Source organism: Caulobacter segnis (assembly GCF_003243465.1).
In the GTDB taxonomy this organism is placed as follows: Bacteria; Pseudomonadota; Alphaproteobacteria; order Caulobacterales; family Caulobacteraceae; genus Caulobacter; species Caulobacter segnis_A.
The window spans coordinates 1-16,186 of record NZ_QFQZ01000095.1 but is presented as its reverse complement, the minus strand read 5'-3'; the positions used below and the strand labels follow the sequence as shown (position 1 = coordinate 16,186).

The following is a 16,186-nucleotide window of genomic DNA, read 5'->3' as shown; positions in this document are numbered from 1 at the left end:
CGGGCAGGCCCAGCGCGCCGGCGATCGCCCCGCCGTTCGCCTCGATGGCGTCCGCCGCCAGATGCAGGCTCTTGGAGCGGCCGAGGTCGAAATCGAGGGCCAAGTGGTCGCCGGGGTGCAGCCGCGAGGCCACCGCCAGCTTGCCCTTCTGACCGCCGCGCCGAGCCATCTCGTAGGCGCCGGCGACGTCGAAATCGCCGTCGCGGCCGCTGAACGCCGGCCGCATCAGCAGGCGAAAGGCGAAAGCGTCGAGGTCGACCGAGACCGGCGCCGCGCTCGACTTGCCCTTGGGAGCCAAGGTCGGGCGACGCAGGACGATCACGTCGCGGGCGTCGATCCGTTCGGCGTGAAAGCGGCGGCCAAAGAGCTCGGTGGCGCGCCAGGCCACGTGCAGATCGTGCGCTTCCAGCCACACGCCCTGCTCGTCGGAAATGGTCAGGCGGCGGACGCCGAAGTCCTTCCAGATATCACCCGACAGGCCTTCGATCCTCAGCTTGCCGATCCGCCCGAGCTTCAGGCCCGAGGCGCGCGCCTCCAGGAACATGCGCCCCTGGGGCGTGATCGGCGCCAGGCGCAGACCGCCAGCCATGACCACGAGGATAGAGGCGAGGATCGCCGCGGCGATCAGGATCGCGCCGCCCCAGCCGATCTTCTTGGCGGCCTTGACGGCCGTCTCGCTCGCCGCGTCGGCGGCCTGAGCGACCGTTTCCGCCAGATCAGGCTTGTCCTGCTCGCCGCTCAAAAGCTTTGCCCGATGCTGAGATAGATCTGGAACGCGGGGTCGCCCGTGCGTCGGCCCAGCGGCACCGCGACGTCGGCGCGGATCGGGCCAAAGCCGAGATCATAGCGGACGCCGAGGCCAGCGCCGGCCCGGAAGTCTTCGCGCTGGGGCGTCTCATGGGTGCCGATCGCGCCGGCGTCGATGAAGGCGACGCCGCTCCAGCGCCCCGTGACCTTCTGGCGAAGCTCAAGCGAGGTCTCGACCAGCGACACGCCGCCCTGCGGGGTGTTGTCCGATAGTCGCGGGCCGATGGCCTGGTAGGCATAGCCGCGCACCGATCCGCCGCCGCCCGCGTAGAACCGCCTCGCGGCGGGCACCTGCGGAATGCCGCCGCCGACAATGGCCCCGAGCTTCACCCGGCCGGCCAGCACGGTGCTGTAGGTCTTGCCGAACGGAAGATAGGCCGAGCCCTGCGTCGTCAGCTTGAGATAGGGCAAGGTGGTGTCGCCGATCACATAGGTCGGCTCCCCCCGCGCCTCGAGCCGCCACCCGCGCTTCGGGTCCAGGATGTTGTCCGAAAAGTCCCAGGCGTAGGCCGCCAGGCCCGCCAGGGTCGCGAGGTTGAGCTTGCGCCCCGCCACGGAGCCGTTGCGGTTCAGCTGCTCCTTGGTCTGCGACAGATCCAAGGTGACGCCCAAGGTGCGATAGGCCGTCGTCTGCCGACGACGCGTGACATCGACCCCCACGCGGCCGCCGGTTTCGTTGTAGGCGTCGGTGTCGTTGCGGAACAGCGCGCTGCTCAGCTTCAGGGTCTGCTGCGGGCGCCGCCAATGCGGCAGCGAAATTTCGGCGCCGACGCTCTGCTCCAGCTTGGCGAAACGGAGCGAATAGGTCGTCGTGTCGGCCCGCTTCAATCGATTGTAGCGGATCCACTTGGCGTCGACACCGGCGCCCTCGCTGGTCGAGTATCCAGCGCCCAGTTCGATCGTCCGCGCGCGCCGGTCCGCCAGCGTGACGACCACGGGTCTGAACCCATCGGCGGTCGCCTTGTCCGGCCCCGCCAAGGCCACGGAGATCGAATCGTAGACGCTGGTGTCGCGCAGGCGCCGCTCGAGCTCGGCGACATCCTCCGGATCGTAGACATCCCCCGCGACCCAGGGCGCGAGCCGCCCGACCCAAACAGGATTGGTGCGCCCCTTGGTGACCAGTTCGACGCCATCGAGGTGGACGAGCTCGCCCGCCGAGATCCTGAAGGATGGGCGAACGGTGTGGTCCGCGTGGTCGACGATCACCTCTCGCGGCTGGGCTTCGGCGTCGGCGTAACCCAGCTTGGCCACCTGGGCCACGACGCGCCCTTCGGCGCCGACCACGTCGGCGGACCGGCCGGGCTCGCCCAAGGTCAGGCGCATGGAGGAGGCGGCGCGCTGGCGCGTTCCTTCATCGGGAGGATCGCCCGCCCAGTCGATTTTCGGATCGGCGATTACGAAGACCGGTCCCGGCGTCACCTTGACCACGGCCCGCGGCGGCTCGCCTTCAAGAACGTCCGGCTCGACGGTGTAGGCGTAGTAGCCCTCGGCCCGCAGGACGGCGATCACGTCCTCGCCCGCTTGCCTCGCGCGCCGACGCGCTTCGGCCCGGCTCTGCGCGGGATGCTTGGATTGCGTCAAGGCGCGCTGGATGGCTTCCCGAAGGGCCTTATCCTCCACGCCCTGGATCTGGGCCATCGGTTCGTCAGCCCAGGCCGAGGAGGCGGCTAGCCAAGCTATCGCCGTGAAAGCCAGGGAAGTTCGCCCAAGCACCAGTTCTCTTTCCCCGCGCGAAGCGCCCCCGCCCCTGCTGTAGTCTGGGGTGGCGCCCGTGTCACGATCCGAAATGCATGGATGAGCCGAGATCGTCGCTTCTCAAATCGACCACGAGGCGCCCAAATGCTGAGCAGTCGTGCGTAAAGGCGCGGCGAAGGTCGAATCCCTCGACCTCGGAGGCCGCCAAGCCGTAGAGTCCTCAGGCGGACGTCTTGGCGCCGCGTCCAAGACGAAGACGATCTCAAGGCGGATGATGGGCCTGGAAAAAAGCATGGCGGGGATGACCCAGACCTTGGCGGAAGCCCCGCCCCTGCCGACGATGGAGGCCGCTTACCTTCCCGGCGTCGCCTATGACGAAATGTTTGCGCCAGACGGCGCGGTGCGCGAGCACTACGGGCCGCTGCATTCCCGGATGTCGACCCTCGGCGCCGATGAACTGGCCGGGCGCCAGAGGACCCTTGAGCGCTCGTTCCTGCTCCAAGGCATCACGTTCACCGTCTATGGGGCCGAGAACACCACCGAGCGGATTATTCCGACCGACCTGTTCCCGCGCATCATTCACGCCGCGGAGTGGGCCCGCATCGAAGCGGGCCTGACGCAGCGCCTGCGCGCGCTGAATCTCTTTCTCGACGACATCTACGGCGACCAGCAGATCCTGATGGACGGCGTCGTGCCGCGCGAGCTGGTGCTGGGCGCGCCCTCCTATCGCCGCGAGATGCAGCACCTCTATGTGCCGCACAAGGCCTACGCCAATGTCTGCGGCAGCGACCTGATCCGCTGCCAGGACGGGCAGTTCGCGGTGCTGGAGGACAATCTGCGCGTCCCCTCGGGCGTGTCGTACATGCTGGCCAACCGCGATGCGGCCAAGCGGACCTTCCCCGGCACCTATCGCGCCGCCGGGGTGCGGCCGGTCGAGCGTTACCCCGACCTGCTGCTGGCCACGCTGAAGAGCATGACCGCCGACTGGCGCTCGAACCCGCAGGTCGTGGTGCTGACGCCGGGCGTCTACAACAGCGCCTATTACGAGCACGCCTATCTCGCGCGCCTGATGGGCGTGCCGCTGGTCGAGGGCCGCGACCTCGTGGTGCACGAGAACATGGTCTACATGCGCACCACCACCGGCCTGCGCCGCGTGGACGTGATCTACCGCCGGGTCGACGACGACTTCATCGACCCCCTGACCTTCCGGCGCGACTCCTCGCTGGGCGCTGCGGGGCTGTTCAACGCCTATCGGGCCGGCAACGTGGTGATCTGCAACGCGCCGGGCACCGGCGTTGCCGACGACAAGGCCGTCTACGCCTATGTCCCCGACATCATTCGCTATTATCTCGGCGAAGACGCCATCCTGCCCAATATCGAGACCTATCTCTGCCGCGAGCCGCGCCAGCTGAACCACGTGCTGGCCAATCTCGACAAGCTGGTGGTCAAGGCGGTCGGTGCGTCCGGCGGCTATGGCATGCTGGTGGGCCCGCACGCCTCGCAGGCCGAGCGCGAGGCCTTCGCCGAGGCGATCAAGGCCGATCCCGAAAACTATATCGCCCAGCCAACCATCCAGCTGTCGACCGCCCCATGCCTGGTCGATGGGCGGATCGAACCGCGTCACGTCGACCTGCGCCCCTTCATCCTGTCCGGAGAGAAGACGATCGTTACGCCCGGCGCCCTGACCCGCGTGGCGCTGAAGCGCGGTTCGCTGGTGGTCAATTCCAGCCAGGGCGGCGGCTCCAAGGACACCTGGGTCCTGGCCGACGACCCAGCGCCTACCAACGGGAATGCGCGTCCATGATGCTCGCTCGCGTCGCCGACAGCCTCTACTGGCTGGGCCGATACATTGAACGGGCCGAGCACCTCTCGCGCCTGTCCAGCGTGATGCTGAACGCCACCCTGGACCAGACCGACGCGGGGGCCCACGCGGTCTGGATCGCCATGGCCGCCGTCGGCGAGCCTGGCGATGGCGCCGACGTCGCCTCGTTCGAGGCCGCGCGGAAGCTGGTGCTCGACCGCCAGGACCCCAACTCGGTCGTGTCGTCCCTGGCCCGCGCGCGCGAGAACGCCCGCCAGGTCCGCGATCAGATCACGACCGAGACCTGGGAGCGGCTGAACTTGCTTTATCTGAAGGTCACCGATCCGCGGGCGGCCAAGGAATTCTCGGACAGTTCGTCCAGCTTCCTGCACGACGTCATCGCCGACCTGCACCTGTTCAAGGGCGCGGCTGACACCACCATGAGCCACGGCGAGAGCTGGCGCTTCATGATGCTGGGCATCTACATGGAGCGCGCCCAGCTGGTGTCGCGCCTGCTGGAGGTCTGCTTCGCCGACTCGCCGCGCCACGGCCGCCTGGACGACCACGTCGCCCTGGTCAGCGTGCTGCGCATGGCCTGCGCCCTGGAGCCCTATCTGCGGGTCTACACGGCCGAGATCGAACCCCGGCACATTCTTGAGTTCCTGGTCTTCGACGAGGACTTCCCTCGCTCGATCCGCTTCGCCACGGCCCAGATCGAGCAGCACCTGACCGCCCTCACCCGCAGTGTTTCGGCCGGCGAACGGGCGGGTCCGGAACGGCTCGCGGGACGTCTGAAGGCGCGTCTGCAATATGCCGATGTCGACGAGTTGAAGGCCCTCGGCGCCGGGCCGTTGCTGACCACGGTCGTCAATGAGTGCGCCCGCATCCATGAAGCGATCTACGAGACCTTCGTGGCCTATCCGCTCGAAATGCGCCTGCCGGCCTAGAGGTCACCGCCCTTGCTGCTCGAAATCCGCCACGTCACCCAGTACCACTACGAGCGCCCGGTGCGGGAAAGCCTGATGGAGCTGTGGATGCAGCCCCAGAAGACCGCGCGCCAGCGGCTGGTCAGTTTCGAACTGGACCTGGAGCCGGCCGCCCAGGTGTTCTCCTACGCCGATAGCTTCGGCAACGCCGTCTACCACTTCGACGTGCCGCAGCCGCACGACAACCTGACCATCGTCGCCCGCTCCGCCGTGGAGACCGAAGCGCCTCCGGAACGCCCCGATCGCCTGGACATGGGCGAATGGGATCGGATGCGCAGCGAGTTCGTGCGTGGCGAGTGCTTCGACTTCCTGCGACCGCACGGTTTCGTCCAGACGACCGAAGCGCTGCAGACCTTCATCAACGAACACGACATCGACGCCCTGCGCCGCAAGGACCCGCTGACGGCGGTGCGGACCCTGTCCGAAACGATCTACAGCGCCTTCGAGTACCAACCGGGCGTCACCGACGCCGACAGCCCGATCGACCTGGCGCTTAGCGCCGGTCGGGGCGTCTGCCAGGACTTCGCCCACATCATGCTGGCGGTCTGCCGCGGCTGGGGCGTGCCGGCGCGCTATGTGTCAGGCTATCTGTTCACCGACCGCGAGGCTGGCGACCGCTCGGACCCGGACGCCACCCATGCCTGGGTCGAGGTGTTCCTGCCCAGTCTGCGATGGGTCGGGTTCGACCCCACCAACAACATGATGGCGGGCGAGCGGCATGTGGCTGTGGCCGTCGGGCGCGACTACGCGGACGTGACGCCCTCTCGAGGCGTCTACAAGGGCGACGCCGAGAGCCAGCTGGCCGTCGGCGTCAGCGTTCGGAGGGCCCGGGCGGCGCTGGCCGAGCCGGAGTTCCTGCGCATGGCGCGCCCCACCTTCGCCGGCGGTCGCCGTCGCCCCACCGCCGTCCGCGAAGATCTGCACCAGCAGCAGCAGCAACAACAGCAGTAGGCGACGCGGCGGTCAGCGCGGAAGCGTGGCCGCGAAGCGCCGGGCGATCTCGAGGGCTCCGGCGGCGCCGCCAGCGCGGGGGCCGATCCGCTCCGTCTGCAGGAACTGGACGCCAGCCTCGACCGAGGAACGCCAGACGACTTCGGCCAGGTGCACCCGGCGCCCGCCGGCGTCGACGAAGATGAAGCGATCGGGCGGCGGCGTAACGCCGGCCGTGGACAGGCGTGCGCCACGCTCCGCGACGTCGAGCAGCGAGCACTTCCAGGAGCGCGGATCGTCGACAATGTAGATTTTGCGCGTCGCCGGCATCCGAGGATGCGCGCGGCGCTCCACGCCTGAAAGCTCGACCATAGACAAACGACCTTCGAAACTAGCGCCCCGTCGCCAGTATAATGCACCGCAACTCTTTCTATTTCCTGTGCGGCTCTCGGTCGTTGCAGTCGCGCTTGTCAGGCGGCGTAGACGTGCGCCTTTCGGGCGGCCACCCGGACTGATCCCTGGAAACGGCCCGCTTCGGCCCTGGAGGCGCTGATCTCGATGCGGCGCCCGTCCGCCGTCGTGCCGTTGACCGTGGTCAGGGCGCCCTGCACATGGGCGCGGTCCACGCGCACCTCGAAGCCGTCGTCGTCCAGCACGAGGTCATGCGGCCGGACATAGGCCGTCGCCGCCCCATCGCGCACGCCACCGGCGGGCAAGGCCAAGGCGCCCGCGCTGAACCGGCCGCCCTGAACCTGTCCTTCGAAGGTGTTGGCCTCGCCTACGAAGCCGCAGACGAAGGCGGAGGCCGGCTGATCATGCACCTGGTCCGGCGTCCCGATCTGCTCGATGCGCCCCTGGTTCAGGATCGCGACCCGATCCGCCAGCTCCAGCGCCTCCTCCTGGTCGTGAGTCACGAAGATCGTGGTGACGCCGGTGGCGTCGTGCACGCGCCGGAGCTCGCGACGTAGCGACTTGCGGACCGTGGCGTCCAGCGCGCCGAAGGGCTCGTCGAGCAGCAGGACGCTGGGCTGAACCGCCAGCGCCCGCGACAGAGCCACCCGCTGGCGCTGGCCGCCCGAGAGCTGCGACGGATAGCGCTGACCGAGCCCTTCCAGTTCGACCAGCTTCAACAGATCCTCGACCCGCTGGGCGATCTCGGTCTTGGACGGCTTGTCCTTGCCCTTCCGGACATCGAGGCCGAACGCGATGTTCTTGGCCACGGTCATATGCTTGAACAGCGCATACTGCTGGAACACGAAGCCGACGCGGCGCGCGGCCGCCGAGGCGTAGGTGACATCCTCGCCGTGGAACAGCACCTGTCCCTGGTCGGGGAACTCCAGGCCGGCGATCGTGCGCAGAAGAGTCGTCTTGCCCGACCCCGAAGGGCCCAATAGCGCCAGCAGCTCGCCATCGGCGATCTCGAGGTCGACCTTGTTGAGGGCCGGATAGCGGCCGAATGTCTTTTCGACAGAGCGGATGGAGATGGTCATGGGCCGTTCAGTCCGTTCAGTGTCCGCCGCGCCCGGCGCGAACGTCGGGCTGGGCGACTTCAAGCGCCGTCTTCAGGACAAGCGTCACGACCGCCAGCAGGCACAGCAGGGCCGCGACGGCGAAGGCGCCGACGAAGTCGTACTCGTTGTAGAGGATCTCGACGTGCAGAGGCATGGTGTTGGTCAGGCCGCGGATGTGGCCGCTGACCACCGACACGGCTCCGAATTCGCCCATGGCGCGGGCGTTGCATAACAGCACGCCGTACAGCAGGCCCCAGCGGACGTTAGGCGCGGTCACCCGCCAAAACGTGTAAAGACCGCTGGCGCCCATCGACACGGCGGCCTCTTCCTCGCTGGTCCCCTGCTCCTGCATCAGCGGGATCAGTTCCCGCGCGACGAACGGGAAGGTCACGAAGATGGTGGCCAGCACGATGCCGGGCACTGCGAAGATGATCTTCAGGTCGTTGTCCAGCAGCCACTCGCCCATCCAGCCCTGTAGGCCGAAGACGAGCACATAGATCAGGCCCGCGACCACCGGCGACACCGAGAACGGCAGGTCGATCAGGGTGATCAGGAAGGGCTTGCCCCAGAAATCATGCTTGGCCACCGCCCAGGAGGCGCACAGGCCGAACACCGCGTTGAACGGCACGGCGATGGCGGCGGTGATCAAGGTCAGCTTGACCGCGGCCAGGGCGTCGGGGTTGGAGACCGCGGCCAAGGCGGCGTCCAGGCCCTTGCGCAGCGCCTCGGCGAACACGGCCGCCAGAGGCAGGATCAGGACCAGCGCCAGGAAGGTCATGACCGTGCCGATCACCAGGACCTTGGCCCAGATGGGATCATCGGTGGCGCGGCGATGGCGCGGGGCGACAGCGCTCATCAGGCGAACCTCCGCGACCAGGCTTGAATGGCGTTGATGATCAGCAGCATCGTGAACGAGACCGCCAGCATGACGACCGCGATCGTCGCGGCGCGCGCATATTCGAACTGCTCCAGCTGGATGATGATCAGCAGCGGCGCGATCTCGGACTTGTAGGGCATGTTGCCGGCGATGAAGATCACCGAGCCGTACTCGCCCACGCCCCGCGCGAAGGCCAGGGCGAAGCCGGTCAGCCAGGCGGGCGCCAGGGCCGGCAGGACGATGCGGATGATGGTGTCGAGACGGGTCGCGCCCAGGCTGGCGGCCGCCTCCTCGACGTCCTCGGCGGCGTCGCGCAGCACGGGCTCGATGGTGCGGACCACGAACGGCAGGCCGATGAAGATCAGGGCGATGGTCACCCCGATGGGATTGTAGGCCGCCTTGAGCCCCAGCGGCGTGAGGAACTGGCCTACCCAGCCGTTCGGCGAATACAGCGTCGCCAGGGCGATGCCGGCCACCGCCGTCGGCAGGGCGAACGGCAGGTCGACCAGGGCGTTGACGATGGTCTTGCCGGGAAACTCGTACCGGACTAGGGCCCAGGCCGTCAGGACGCCAAACACGCCGTTGACCAGGGCCGCAACGAAGGCCGCGCCGAACGTCAGACGATAGGCGGCCATGGCCCGCTGAGAGGTGGCGACGGTCCAGAATTCGGCCGGCGACTGCTGAGCGGCCTTCAGCACCACAGCCGAAAGCGGGATCAGGACGATCAGCGACAGCACGCTCAGGGTGACGCCCATGGTCAGGCCGAAGCCCGGAATCGCCGAGCGGCGGCGGAACAGCGGTCGCTTGGCCGGCGGCCGGCGCTCGGCGGTGTCGGCGGTCATCGTCTGATCGTCGTCCAGGGTCCGGGCTCGCCACATGGCTCTAGTTGAGGCTGAACGCGCAGGATCGTTCCCGGTCCCGCCGCGTCGTGAAAACTGAGCCGCTTAAATCTCTACCACGACCATGGGGCAAACGAGAAAAGGCGGATGGCGGATGGAGAAAAACTGGCGAAGCCGCGCGGCGCGTTGCAAGCGACGCGGTCAGAGCCGCGCACGCCGCGCCCTGCTCGCGGCGTCGAAACTTTTTTCACAACAGAGACTTGAGTTTGGTAGGCCGGCTGGGACTCGAACCCAGGACCATTCGATTAAAAGTCGAATGCTCTACCACTGAGCTACCGGCCCGCTCACGATCCGGCGGGGACCGGTGGAAGCGGCGCGGACCATAGTCGGGGGTTGTCGCGGTCGCAAGCACGGTTTCGCCGTTTTTGTCGGCCAGAGTGGTAAAGCTGTGAGCAGGTTAGGGTGAGTCATGCGTAGGACCTTGCTTTTAGCGACCTTTCTGGCGGTGACGGCCGCCGGTGGAGCCTGGGCGCGACAACAGGCCGGCGCGATTCCGCCGCAGACCGACGCTGACGAGCGCATCAAGTCGACCTCGGACGCCAACAAGGAGGGAATCACCGGGGCCATGACCGCGCCGCTACGCGACGTGAACGTCATTCGCACCAAGATCCCGCGCGTGCTGCTGGAGGCCATGGACGACCCCTATATGCGGCCCGTCGTCGCCAACTGCGCGACTCTGGTGGCTCAGGTGAGCTTGCTCGACGCCGCCCTGGGCGACGACCTCGACCGCACGCCCGCCGACCAGGACGAGGACCTGATGGATCGCGGACGCAAGGCCGCGGGCACGGCGGCGTTGGGCGCCGTGGCCAGCGCCGCGCAGGACATGATCCCCTTTAGGGGTTGGGTGCGTAAGCTGACGGGCGCCGAGCGGCATGACCGGCTCGTTCAGGCCGCCATCGCGTCCGGCGCCGTTCGGCGCGCCTATCTTAAGGGCCTGGGAGAATCGCGCGGTTGCTCTCCGCCCGCCACGCCGCAGCACAAGCCGCCGACGCCACCGCCTGTCGTCGAGCCTGGCCTGCCGCCGCCGCCCGATCCGTACGGACCGCGCCGGCCGCGCTTCCCCATCCACAAGGAGGAAGCGCCGACCGTGCCGAAGGGGCCCGCCTACTGACCTCTACTGGGCCAGATGTCGGGCCGCGAAGTCGCGGCGGAACTGCTCGAAACGGCCTTCGGCGATCGCCGCGCGCATGGCGGCGGTCAGCGCCTGGAAGAAGGCGATGTTGTGCCAGGACAGCAGCACCTGGCCCAGGATCTCCTCGGCCTTGAACAGGTGGCGCAGATAGGCCTTGGAGTAGTCGCGGCTGGCCGGGCAGTCGCTGGTCGGATCCAGCGGCGTGTCATCCTCGGCGTACTTGGCGTTCTTCAGATTGATCGGCCCGTCCCAGGTCCAGGCCTGGCCGTGTCGGCCCGAACGGGTCGGCAGCACGCAGTCGAACATGTCGACGCCGCGCGCCACGGCCTCGACCAGGTCGATAGGCTTGCCGACACCCATCAGGTAGCGAGGACGGTCGTGCGGCAGCAGCCCTGGCGCGTAGTCCAGGACCTCGCACATCGCCTCGTGCCCCTCCCCGACCGCCAAGCCGCCGATCGCGTAGCCGTCGAAGCCGATCTCCTGCAGCTTCTCGGAAGATTCACGGCGCAGGTTCTCGAAGGTCGAGCCCTGCTGGATGCCAAACAGGGCCTGGGTGTCGCGGGTCCCGAAGGCGTCCTTCGAGCGCCTGGCCCAGCGCGCCGAGAGCTCCATGCCCTTGCGCGCCCGTGCCTCCTCGGCGGGCCAAGCGACGCACTCGTCCAGTTGCATGACGATATCGCTGCCCAGCAGGTCGGCCTGGATCTCGATCGACCGCTCGGGCGTCAGGACGTGCTTGGAGCCGTCGACGTGACTGGAGAAGGTGACGGCCTCCTCGGTAAGCTTGCTGATGCCCGACAGGCTCATGACCTGGAAGCCGCCGCTGTCGGTCAGGATCGGCTTGTCCCAGCGCATGAACTTGTGCAGTCCGCCCAGCCGCGCCACCCGCTCGGCCGAGGGCCGCAGCATCAGGTGGTAGGTGTTGCCCAGGATGATGTCGGCGCCGGTGTCCTTGACCTGGTCGACGGTCATCGCCTTGACCGTGGCGGCCGTCCCCACCGGCATGAAGGCCGGCGTGCGGATGTCGCCGCGCGGGGTCTTGAGGACGCCGGTGCGCGCCTTGCCGTCCGTGGCTTTGATCTCGAAGGGGAACGCGGCCATCAGCGGCTCTCGGGCTCGGCGCGGAACAGCAGGCTGCCGTCGCCATAGGAATAGAAGCGATAGCCCGTCGATATGGCGTGCTCATAGGCCGCGCGCATCGTCTCGCGTCCGGCGAAAGCGCTGACCAGCATGAACAGGGTCGACTTGGGCAGGTGGAAATTTGTCATCAGCACGTCGGCCGCGCGGAAGCGATAGCCTGGCGTAATGAAGATCGCGGTCTCGTCGGCGAACGGCGCCACGACGCCGTCCTCGCCGGTGGCGCTCTCCAGCAGGCGCAGGCTCGTGGTGCCGACACAGACGATCCGGCCGCCGGCGGCCCGGGCGGCGTTCAGGGCGTCGGCGACCTCACGGGTCACCTGGCCGTACTCGGCGTGCATCTTGTGTTCGGAGACATCGTCGGTCTTGACCGGCAGGAAGGTCCCCGCCCCCACGTGCAGCGTGACGAAGTGCGTCGAGACGCCCTTGGCCTTGAGGGCGTCCAGCAGATCGGGCGTGAAATGCAGCCCGGCGGTGGGGGCGGCGACGGAGCCGTCTTCGCGTGCATAGACGGTCTGATAGTCGGCGCGGTCGCGCTCGTCCTCGCCGCGCTTGGCGGCGATGTAAGGCGGCAGCGGCATGTCGCCGTGACGGGCGACGCCCAGATCGAGGTCAGGTCCAGAGAGATCGAAGGTCAGCACCACCTCGCCGCCTTCGTGCTTCTCGGCGACCGTGGCGTCCAGCCGGTCGGCTTCGCAGGCGCAGTCGTCGCGCGCGCCGAACGCCACCCGATCCCCGACCTTCAGCCGCTTGCCCGGCCGCATGAACGCGCTCCAGCGATCGGGCGCCACGCGGCGATGCAAGGTGGCCTCGACCGCGACCGGCGTGCCGTCCGCCCCACCCGTGGTGCGGCCCTCCCGGAGTCCCGAAAGCCGCGCCGGGATCACGCGCGTGTCGTTGAACACCATGGCGTCGCCAGGACGCAGGAAGTCCGGCAGATCGCGGACGACGTGGTCGGCCAGCCCCTGGCCAGGGCTCACGACCAGCAGGCGCGCGGCGTCGCGTGGCTCGGCGGGTCGCAGGGCGATGCGATCCTCAGGCAGATCGAAGTCGAAATCGGAAAGGCGCATGGGCGCGCTTCAAGCGCACGATGGGCCGCGAAGGTCAAGAGTCAGGCGCGCCGCGGCGCGGCGGCGGCGCCCTCTCAACTTGAGGCGATGACGGCGGCCGGCCTGTGCTAACAGCAACCCATGCGACTGATCGCCCAACTTTCGAGTCTCCTGGTGCGCGGCTCGGCCCTGATGTTGGGCCTGGTCGGCGCGACCCTGGCCATCGCCAGTCTCGGCGGCGCGCTCAGCCCCGCGCTCGACAGCCTGACCCATATGGCGCCGCTGTGGCTCGGCATGGGCGCCGGCGCCGTCATTCTCGGACTCGCTTTCGCCAGGGGCGCCGAGCGCAAGGCGATCGTGATCCTCGGCGTCGTTGCGCTGTGTGGCTCCGCGCTCCTGATCCGAGAAGAGGTTTGGAGCGCCTCGCGCTACAAGCCCGAACCGATCGCCCCAGGCGATCTCAAGCTCATCCAGTTCAACGCCTGGGAGGAAAACGACGCGCCCGCGCGAAGCCTCGCGTGGTTGCTGGCGCAGGATGCCGACATCGTCGTGATCGAAGAAGGCGGCGGCGCCGCGCGGCGGATCATCAAGGGCTTGCGCGCCGCCTATCCGTTCACGTCCTGCGCGACGGCCCGGTGCGAGCCTTGGATCTTCTCACGCAAGAAGATGACCGCCTCCGGCGCTCTGCCGAGAGGCGTGGCCGGCGTCTGGGCGGTGATCGAGAATCCTGCGGGACCGATCCCGATCATCGGCGTCCACTATGTCTGGCCTCTGCCAGCGGGCCGCCAGCAAGCCCAGTCGGCGATGCTGGTCAAGGCGGCCTCCGGCTTCGATCCCGAAAGCCTGATCATCGCGGGCGACTTCAATTCGACGCCGTGGTCTTTCACGCTCAAGAGGCAAGACCGAGCCTTGGGCCTCCAGCGATGGACCCGCGCCCTGCCCTCCTGGCCGGCCGGCCAGTTCTCGCGCGTCGCGACGGCGCCCGCCCCCATCCTGCCGATCGACCATGTCTATTCCGGCTCGGCCTGGCGAGCGGTCAAGGTCGAGCGCGGGCCGGCGATAGGCTCCGATCACCATCCCATCGTCGTGACCTTCAGGCGCCAAGAAAAATGAAAACGGCTCCGGACACGCAGTCCGGAGCCGTAAACTTGGCGATGCGTAGACGCTTAGGCGTCGGCGGCGATCTTGGCGCTGACGATCTTGCCCGGAGCCTTCGGCGGCTCGCCCTTGGGCAGGGCGTCGACGTGTTCCATGCCTTCGACCACCTGGCCCCAGACCGTGTACTGGCCGTCCAGGAAGGTGGCGTCGTCGAACACGATGAAGAACTGGCTGTTGGCCGAGTTCGGATCGGGCGTGCGGGCCATCGAGCAGACGCCGCGCACGTGCGGCTCCTTGTTGAACTCGGCCTTCAGGTCCGGCTTGTCCGAGCCGCCGCGGCCGGTGCCCGACGGATCACCGCCCTGGGCCATGAAGCCCGGGATCACGCGGTGGAAGACGACGCCGTCGTAGAAGCCTTCACGCACCAGCTCCTTGATCCGCTCGACGTGGCCGGGGGCCAGGTCGGGGCGCAGCTTGATCGTGACCGGACCGGTCTCCAGCGTCAGGATCAGGGTGTTTTCGAGGTCGGCCGACATGGTCTTCCCTTATGTGGCGGATGATGCGACCGCGCTTCTAGCGCGGTTCAGGGGGCCCTGTGAACCAAGTCTCGCCCAAACAGGCAGGCGCTTAGCGGATTTCGACCGGCGGCTCGAGGTCGCAAACAGAGAAGTCCGCGCCTTTCAACGCCCGCAGGCGTTGAGTTTCAGCCGCGAACCACGGCCCCTTGGGGTCGATAAGCCGCACCTTCGGCCGCTCGGCCTCGGGCATGTCCGACAGCAGTCGCACCTTCAGCATCTGATCCTGCGGGGCCGCAACCGGCTCGCCTGTCTTGATGGCGCGCACAACGTCCAGGCCGCTGACGACACGTCCAAAAGCCGTGTAGCGCTTATCCAGCGAGGGATAGGGTTGGCGCATCAGGAAGAACTGGCTGTTGGCCGAGTTGTTGTCCTCGTCGCGCGCCATGCCGACGACGCCCGGGCAATAGGTCCCCCAGGCCGCCACCTTGTGGTCGCTGGTCATTTCGCTCCAGCTCCAGGCCTGGCTGACGACCGGCAGCGATTTCAAGTAGCCGACTTCCAGCCCGGCCGGCGCGGCCATGGGAACGAAGGGCGTCTCGGCCGTCCGGCGGAAGGTGAACTCGGCCTTCAGGTTCGGCTTGTCGCTGCCGCCCTCCCCCGTGTTGGTCGGATCGCCCGTCTGGGCCATGAATCGGTCGATGACCCGGAAGAAGGTGCGGCCGTCGTAGACACCGGCGCGGGTCAGTTCCTGCAGGCGCGCGACATGGTTTGGCGCGACCTCGGGGACCAGCTCAACAAGGACACGGCCCTTGTTGGTGTCGATCACCAGGATCGTCTCCGGCGCTGGCGTGCGCCAGTCCCTTTCGGTCGGCTTGCTCGGCGCCGCCGCCGTGGCGGCGCTCGCGCTGATCAGGAGCGCCAGGCAGGGCGGCAGCGCGCGGAGCAGCGTCATCTCATTTCACCTGAACGGGGATGTCGATGTCGCAATTGGTGAAGCCTGCGCCCATTTCGCCCTGGCGCTTGGTCACGAGCGCCTTGAAGGCCGCCGATCGCGTATCCATGACCTGGACCTTCGGTCGCTTGTCCGCGGGCAGGTCGGCCAGCAGCTTCACGCTCAGCATCTTGTCCTGCGGATCGGGCACGGGCTCGCCCGTCTTGATCGCGCGGACCACATCCAGCCCCTGCAGGACACGGCCGAAGGCGGTGTAGGTCTTGTCCAGCGAGGCGTTGGCCTGACGCATGAAGAAGAACTGGCTGTTGGCGCTGTCGGGGTCGCCGGCCCGGGCCATGCCCAGCACGCCAGGACAGAAATTGCCCCAGGTTGAGACCTTGCGATCGGCGGTCATCAAGGCGAGCGCCGCGTTCTGGCTGGTGACCGGAAGGGCGTCGATCCAGCCAGACTCGTTGCTGCCGACCTTGAACCCGGCGCCGAGCGGCAGGTCCGCCCCGCGGCGGAAGTTGAACTCGGCGGTCAGGTTGGGCTGGTCAGAGCCGCCCATGCCGGTGTTCTGCGGGTCCCCAGTCTGGGCCATGAAGTCGCTGATCACGCGGAAGAACGTCAGGCCGTCATAGAAGCCGCTCTTCACCAGGCCTCGCACGCGCTCGATATGGTGCGGCGCGGCCTGCGGATAGAGCTCGGCGATGATCCGCCCCTTGTTCGTCTCAACCACAATGACGTTGTTAGGGTCAGGCACGCGCCAGTCCGCGCCGGCTGGAGCGACGGTCTGGGCCGAAGCCGTCTGGGCGGAC

The 16,186-nt window shown here is 68.0% G+C and carries 15 protein-coding genes, 1 tRNA gene and 1 pseudogene; 5 read left to right on the top strand and 12 right to left on the bottom strand.

Annotated elements, in window-relative coordinates:
- Together DI526_RS20750 and DI526_RS20745 are read right to left on the bottom strand one after the other, a co-directional pair.
- Positions 1-715: pseudogene (locus DI526_RS20750) on the bottom strand (translocation/assembly module TamB); the annotation flags it as partial.
- Positions 716-738: 23 nt separating this feature from the next.
- Positions 739-2,523 carry an autotransporter assembly complex family protein gene (locus DI526_RS20745; protein WP_304282110.1) on the bottom strand — a complete coding sequence of 595 codons (1,785 nt, stop codon included), beginning with the start codon at positions 2,521-2,523 and terminating at the stop codon, positions 739-741.
- Positions 2,524-2,794: 271 nt separating this feature from the next.
- Here DI526_RS20745 and DI526_RS20740 point away from each other — a divergent pair, with 271 nt between their 5' ends.
- Genes DI526_RS20740 through DI526_RS20730 form a run of 3 tightly spaced genes read left to right on the top strand, consistent with a single transcriptional unit; the run spans position 2,795 to position 6,240 of the window.
- On the top strand, positions 2,795-4,306 hold the full coding sequence (locus tag DI526_RS20740) for a circularly permuted type 2 ATP-grasp protein (RefSeq protein WP_304282104.1): 1,512 nt from the start codon (positions 2,795-2,797) through the stop codon (positions 4,304-4,306).
- Positions 4,303-5,250: an alpha-E domain-containing protein gene (locus tag DI526_RS20735; protein WP_304282101.1), complete on the top strand. Its 948-nt coding sequence runs from the start codon at positions 4,303-4,305 to the stop codon at positions 5,248-5,250. The genes DI526_RS20740 and DI526_RS20735 overlap by 4 nt, the downstream gene beginning before the upstream one ends.
- Positions 5,251-5,262: 12 nt before the next feature.
- On the top strand, positions 5,263-6,240 hold the full coding sequence (locus DI526_RS20730; RefSeq protein ID WP_304282098.1) for a transglutaminase family protein: 978 nt from the start codon (positions 5,263-5,265) through the stop codon (positions 6,238-6,240).
- Positions 6,241-6,252: 12 nt separating this feature from the next.
- Here DI526_RS20730 and DI526_RS20725 read toward each other — a convergent pair whose 3' ends face one another.
- From DI526_RS20725 to DI526_RS20705, 5 genes are all read right to left on the bottom strand, one after another.
- Positions 6,253-6,597 carry a PilZ domain-containing protein gene (locus DI526_RS20725; protein WP_304282097.1) on the bottom strand — a complete coding sequence of 115 codons (345 nt, stop codon included), beginning with the start codon at positions 6,595-6,597 and terminating at the stop codon, positions 6,253-6,255.
- Positions 6,598-6,689: 92 nt separating this feature from the next.
- Positions 6,690-7,709: a sulfate/molybdate ABC transporter ATP-binding protein gene (locus tag DI526_RS20720; protein ID WP_304282094.1), complete on the bottom strand. Its 1,020-nt coding sequence runs from the start codon at positions 7,707-7,709 to the stop codon at positions 6,690-6,692.
- 16 nt (positions 7,710-7,725) lie between these two features.
- Positions 7,726-8,586: a sulfate ABC transporter permease subunit CysW gene (gene cysW, locus DI526_RS20715; RefSeq protein ID WP_304282091.1), complete on the bottom strand. Its 861-nt coding sequence runs from the start codon at positions 8,584-8,586 to the stop codon at positions 7,726-7,728.
- Positions 8,586-9,449 carry a sulfate ABC transporter permease subunit CysT gene (gene cysT / locus DI526_RS20710; protein ID WP_304282107.1) on the bottom strand — a complete coding sequence of 288 codons (864 nt, stop codon included), beginning with the start codon at positions 9,447-9,449 and terminating at the stop codon, positions 8,586-8,588. The genes cysW and cysT overlap by 1 nt, the downstream gene beginning before the upstream one ends.
- Before the next feature lie 264 nt (positions 9,450-9,713).
- Positions 9,714-9,788: transfer RNA gene (locus DI526_RS20705), tRNA-Lys, on the bottom strand.
- Positions 9,789-9,915: 127 nt separating this feature from the next.
- Between DI526_RS20705 and DI526_RS20700 the strand changes: the two genes are divergently transcribed.
- Complete coding sequence (locus tag DI526_RS20700; protein WP_304282088.1) at positions 9,916-10,617, top strand: hypothetical protein; 702 nt, start codon at positions 9,916-9,918, stop codon at positions 10,615-10,617.
- Positions 10,618-10,620: 3 nt separating this feature from the next.
- Here the strand turns inward: DI526_RS20700 and tgt are convergent, their stop codons facing one another.
- Together tgt and queA are read right to left on the bottom strand one after the other, a co-directional pair.
- Positions 10,621-11,736: a tRNA guanosine(34) transglycosylase Tgt gene (gene tgt / locus DI526_RS20695; RefSeq protein ID WP_304282086.1), complete on the bottom strand. Its 1,116-nt coding sequence runs from the start codon at positions 11,734-11,736 to the stop codon at positions 10,621-10,623.
- Positions 11,736-12,842 (bottom strand): tRNA preQ1(34) S-adenosylmethionine ribosyltransferase-isomerase QueA, encoded by a 1,107-nt coding sequence (gene queA, locus DI526_RS20690; protein WP_304282082.1) that lies wholly within the window; start codon positions 12,840-12,842, stop codon positions 11,736-11,738. Before queA ends, tgt begins: the two co-directional genes overlap by 1 nt.
- A 120-nt stretch (positions 12,843-12,962) precedes the next feature.
- Here queA and DI526_RS20685 point away from each other — a divergent pair, with 120 nt between their 5' ends.
- Complete coding sequence (locus DI526_RS20685) at positions 12,963-13,934, top strand: endonuclease/exonuclease/phosphatase family protein (RefSeq protein WP_304282079.1); 972 nt, start codon at positions 12,963-12,965, stop codon at positions 13,932-13,934.
- A 53-nt stretch (positions 13,935-13,987) separates the two neighbouring features.
- Here DI526_RS20685 and DI526_RS20680 read toward each other — a convergent pair whose 3' ends face one another.
- From DI526_RS20680 to DI526_RS20670, 3 genes are all read right to left on the bottom strand, one after another.
- Positions 13,988-14,455, bottom strand: a complete 468-nt coding sequence (locus DI526_RS20680; RefSeq protein ID WP_304282076.1) for a peptidylprolyl isomerase — start codon at positions 14,453-14,455, stop codon at positions 13,988-13,990.
- Between the two features lie 91 nt (positions 14,456-14,546).
- Positions 14,547-15,389: a peptidylprolyl isomerase gene (locus DI526_RS20675; protein ID WP_304282073.1), complete on the bottom strand. Its 843-nt coding sequence runs from the start codon at positions 15,387-15,389 to the stop codon at positions 14,547-14,549.
- Position 15,390: 1 nt separating this feature from the next.
- Positions 15,391-16,186, bottom strand: a 796-nt coding sequence (locus DI526_RS20670) for a peptidylprolyl isomerase (protein ID WP_304282070.1), incomplete at its 5' end; no start/stop codon positions are given.

Coding starts and splice junctions, on each gene's coding strand:
- cysW (WP_304282091.1), bottom strand. CDS start 8,586: ATGAGCGCTGTCGCCCCGCGCCATCGCCGCGCCACCGATGATCCCATC.
- DI526_RS20675 (WP_304282073.1), bottom strand. CDS start 15,389: ATGACGCTGCTCCGCGCGCTGCCGCCCTGCCTGGCGCTCCTGATCAGC.
- DI526_RS20740 (WP_304282104.1), top strand. CDS start 2,795: ATGGCGGGGATGACCCAGACCTTGGCGGAAGCCCCGCCCCTGCCGACG.
- DI526_RS20685 (WP_304282079.1), top strand. CDS start 12,963: ATGCGACTGATCGCCCAACTTTCGAGTCTCCTGGTGCGCGGCTCGGCC.
- DI526_RS20735 (WP_304282101.1), top strand. CDS start 4,303: ATGATGCTCGCTCGCGTCGCCGACAGCCTCTACTGGCTGGGCCGATAC.
- DI526_RS20680 (WP_304282076.1), bottom strand. CDS start 14,455: ATGTCGGCCGACCTCGAAAACACCCTGATCCTGACGCTGGAGACCGGT.
- DI526_RS20720 (WP_304282094.1), bottom strand. CDS start 7,709: ATGACCATCTCCATCCGCTCTGTCGAAAAGACATTCGGCCGCTATCCG.
- queA (WP_304282082.1), bottom strand. CDS start 12,842: ATGCGCCTTTCCGATTTCGACTTCGATCTGCCTGAGGATCGCATCGCC.
- DI526_RS20700 (WP_304282088.1), top strand. CDS start 9,916: ATGCGTAGGACCTTGCTTTTAGCGACCTTTCTGGCGGTGACGGCCGCC.
- cysT (WP_304282107.1), bottom strand. CDS start 9,449: ATGACCGCCGACACCGCCGAGCGCCGGCCGCCGGCCAAGCGACCGCTG.
- tgt (WP_304282086.1), bottom strand. CDS start 11,736: ATGGCCGCGTTCCCCTTCGAGATCAAAGCCACGGACGGCAAGGCGCGC.